Source organism: Bacillus zhangzhouensis, from assembly GCF_000715205.1.
GTDB lineage: Bacteria > Bacillota > Bacilli > Bacillales > Bacillaceae > Bacillus > Bacillus zhangzhouensis.
This window is the reverse complement of the sequence record NZ_JOTP01000052.1, coordinates 1-3,712: the sequence shown is the minus strand read 5'-3', so window position 1 is coordinate 3,712 and position 3,712 is coordinate 1. Positions and strand designations below refer to the sequence as shown.

Annotated in this window: 2 protein-coding genes; both read right to left on the bottom strand. The window is 44.1% G+C overall.

Translation table 11 applies throughout. From position 1 onward, the window contains the following. Positions 1 to 3,454: phage tail tape measure protein (locus tag BA70_RS18555; protein WP_239646713.1), on the bottom strand; the 3,454-nt coding region annotated here is incomplete at its 3' end. Continuing rightward, the gene (locus BA70_RS18550; RefSeq protein WP_034325209.1) at positions 3,451 to 3,642 is read right to left on the bottom strand and encodes a hypothetical protein; all 192 of its coding nucleotides are present in this window, start codon (positions 3,640 to 3,642) and stop codon (positions 3,451 to 3,453) included. The genes BA70_RS18550 and BA70_RS18555, both read right to left, overlap by 4 nt. Positions 3,643 to 3,712: the final 70 nt, after the last annotated feature.

Sequence of the window (3,712 nt, the reverse complement as noted above, 5' to 3'; positions counted from 1 at the left end):
CTGCTGTGCTCTTTTTCACGTCCTGCGCCTTTTCTCCAAGCCCAATGATAAACCCATCGCCAAAGTTCACACCTTCTGCAATGGTCTTTTTTGCAGGTGATTTTGATTGTATGGAATCTTTCAGTGAACGTATTGCAACTTTACCGATAGCCCAAGCAGCTTTCCATATCGTACCTCCGGTGCCGCCCATACTACGAATACCGTTAGCAAAACCTTTAGAAAAATCAGCACCTGTGCCAGTTGTTTTCACGCTTGATAAGCCTTGTTTTCCTGATTGTGCTACGGTGCTACCCGAATTACTAGCGTTTCCGGCTTGGCTACGGATCCCCGATGCAAATTGAGTCCCTGCTTTTTGTCCGCCTCCACCATCGGTTGTTTTGGCAAGCTGGGCTGTTGCTGTCGCACTGACAGAAGATGCTGCAGACGTATTGGCGCCCTTGGTGCTTGTTATGCCCGCACTATGGCTATTCCCTTTTGTCGCCCCTGCTTGAGTGGCTTGAGTCGTATTTTTATTAAGGTTAGATAACGCCGTTTGGTTTACGTCGCTTGCTGCTGTGCTTGTGATGCCGCTTGTTGAACTTATTCCCGCGCTAAATGATTGGCCCTTTTGAGAGCCGGATGTATTAGCCTCTGCATTGCCTTCACTTAGCTTTTGCCTAAGTGCTTGCTGCAGAACTGTTCCACTGTTAGATACGTTAACTTTTGATGAAGTAATACCATCGCTAAATGATTGACCTTTTTCTTGTCCTGCAATTCTAGGGATGCCGTTTTCTTCTCGCAATTTTTGATCCAGTGTTTGTTTAAGGATCGTTCCACTTGCTAACGTGTTAGGCGTGGCAGCTGTTAAGCCGTCTGCGAATTCATCGCCCATTTTCTTTCCCGATTCACGGGCAGATGTTGCGCGGTTGAATTCATTTTCAGCATTTATGATCGCTTCGTTTGCTTTACTTGCTGATTCTTCTGCTGAAAAACCCAAACCCTCGTTGAACTCGATAAGTGCTTGCTTCGTTTTTTCTAACGCTTCTTCTTTGCTGTCTCCAAGTTTTTGGAAGAATGCTACTTGTTTTTCGGCCCAGCGCTCTTGGTATTTCTCGTCGTTTTCTTCCCATTCATTGTAAATACCCATAGAGTTAATGTAGTATTCTTTTTGCTTTTCTAGGGCTTTTCCCGTTTCCAAGTCCAGCAGTTTTCCGTCTTGAGCCATTTGATCAAATAACGCTTTTGAATTGTTTTTACGCATTTCTAGGTTCTTAGCAAGTGCCTTTTGATAATCAGCATTACTTTTAGCTTTTAGTGTTTTGTGTTGCGCAGCTGATATGGCTTCTTTTGCAAGAGCCTCATCTAAAACTTTATTTCTGTAGTCGCGATCTTCTTTTGCTGCTTTCTGTCCCTCTTTATAAATACTGCTGATTTGATCATTGTAGCTTTTGGCATTTTTAAAAGAGAGTTTGTTTTGACTCTCAGAAACCCTCTGCTGCATTGCCATTGCGTCTTTTTGATTAGCCGCAAATTTACTCGTTGACTGCTGGAAAAATGAAATAATTTCTTCAAAAGCTTTCTTTTGAGATGCATTCATTTTAGAGCTGATTAAACCCGTTTCATCTTTCAGCTGTTCTAACTTCCGCATTTTCTCGCGAACTTTTTGAACGTCTTTGTCAATGTCTCCAACCAATTGATCGGACCAATCTTCTCCGATTTTCTTTGTCTCTTTTTCTTGGTCCTCAAAAAGTCCTTTTAGAACGGCGATTGCATCTGTTTTAAATCCTTCTAACTCCTTAATAAGAGAAGTGGACATTTTTTGATAAGTAGACAATAGATTGCTTGCCATCTTCTCGGCTTCTTTTCCTGAAACCTGCGTCAGTTGGAAAAGTTGTGATGTAGCTTTTTCTCGTAGATTCACGTATGCTCCGGCCGCTTTTTGTGTCGCTTTAGAAACACCCTCACCATATAGAAGAGCCGATTCTTTTGCTTCTTCTTGGCGTTTCTTTTGGTTTTTCAGCTGTTCATTGTAAGCGTATGTCGCAACGGCAATGCCGCCTAGTAAAGCCGTTCCGCCAACTATGGCAAGCCCCACTGGACCCGTAAATGCTAAGAGCGCTCCGATACCCATTGTGAGCGTTGCAACTGCTGTTGTGGCACCTAAGACACCCGTAGCAAACAATGCAGTTTTAGCAACCGTTTGAGCTGTGGCAGAATCCATTTTGTTAAACATGGAAACGATGTCTGCTCCTTTTTCAGCCATACCTCCGAAAACAGGAAGTAAACCTTTCGTTAACTTGATTTTTGCTACATCTATAGCAGAATTAAAGGCGACGATGCTGCCTCGTGCATTATCTAACATCGTATCTGACATATCTTTAGCAGCACCATCGGATTCCTTCAATGCCTTGGTAGTCTCCTTTAGCGCTTTGCTGCCTTTTTGCAAAAGGTTAGCCCAGTGCTTGTATGATTCGGCTCCTACAATGGTTTTCAATGCTGCCGCTTGCTGCTCTTTCGTCATACCTTTCAAGCCCCGCTCCATTTCGGCAACAACTTCCGGCATACTCTTCATGTCTCCTGCTGCATCAAAAAACGAGAACCCTAACTTATCAATGACCTTCTGCGCTTTTTTGGCAGGTGTAGCTAACCTAATCAAAGACGTACCAAAGGCTTGTCCTGCGATAGAACCTTGTAAACCTGCGTCACCAAACGCCATGACTGCGGCCGCTGATTCTTCTAGTCCCCAGCCCAATGAATTAGCGTTAGGTGCAAGGAATTTCATGGCTTCACCCATTTGTTCTACGTTGGTATTTGCGTCAGACGCGGCGTATGCAATGACGTCAGCTGCGTGACCTGCTTCCTCTGCCTTCATCGCAAAGGCTTGCATCATGTTGGAAGAGATGTCGGCGGCGGCAGCTAAATCTAGTTGTCCTGCGGCAGCCAAGCTCAGCATTCCTGGCATCGCTGCATAGATGTCATTCGCTTTAAATCCGGCCATCGCTAGAAAGCCTTGCGCATCAGCAGCTTGACTAGCAGTAAAAATTGTTGTTGCCCCAAGATCCATTGCTTGTTTTTCTAGCTTTTTTATTTCCTGGGCAGTACCACCTGAAATAGCTTGAACTTTACTCATTTGCTTTTCAAAGTCCATACCCACTTGTACCGCTTCTTTTAGTGGGAGGGCCAAGCCAGCAAAAGCAACACCTGTAGTCATCGCTACCGAAGCACCTGTGCTTCTCATTTTGTTGCCAACTGTATTCATTCTTTGGCCCATTTTATAAAGCGATGAAGAAGTACGTTTTATTTCAGCTTCCATCTTCTTAATTTTGTTGGTTGTTTGCGTCAAAGCGTTTTGCGTTTTATTCATTTCAGCTGTTGCATAGTTCAGCCTACGGGCAAGATTTTGTGTCTCTCGAGCGTCCTTTCCCTTCTTGATGGCTGAATCTGCATAAGCTCTTTCAAGTGCTTTGACCTTCATCTTATGCTGGTCTCAATGTACAAAGGCTTATCCGATGCTGCAGCGTTCTTACTTGGCTTTTCCTTGCTTGCTTCTTTCCTGCGTGCAAGACGTTTTAGGTGATAGACAATGTCCATTTCGTCTATCTGATTTTGAGTAAAGCCAATGTCCTCTAATGCGTTATACATATCGAGGACAGCATCGGACAAACTTACTCCCCCGGCTCTTCTTCCTCTGCGGATTCTGGATTCAGAATATTGCTTGCTTCAACGATATTTC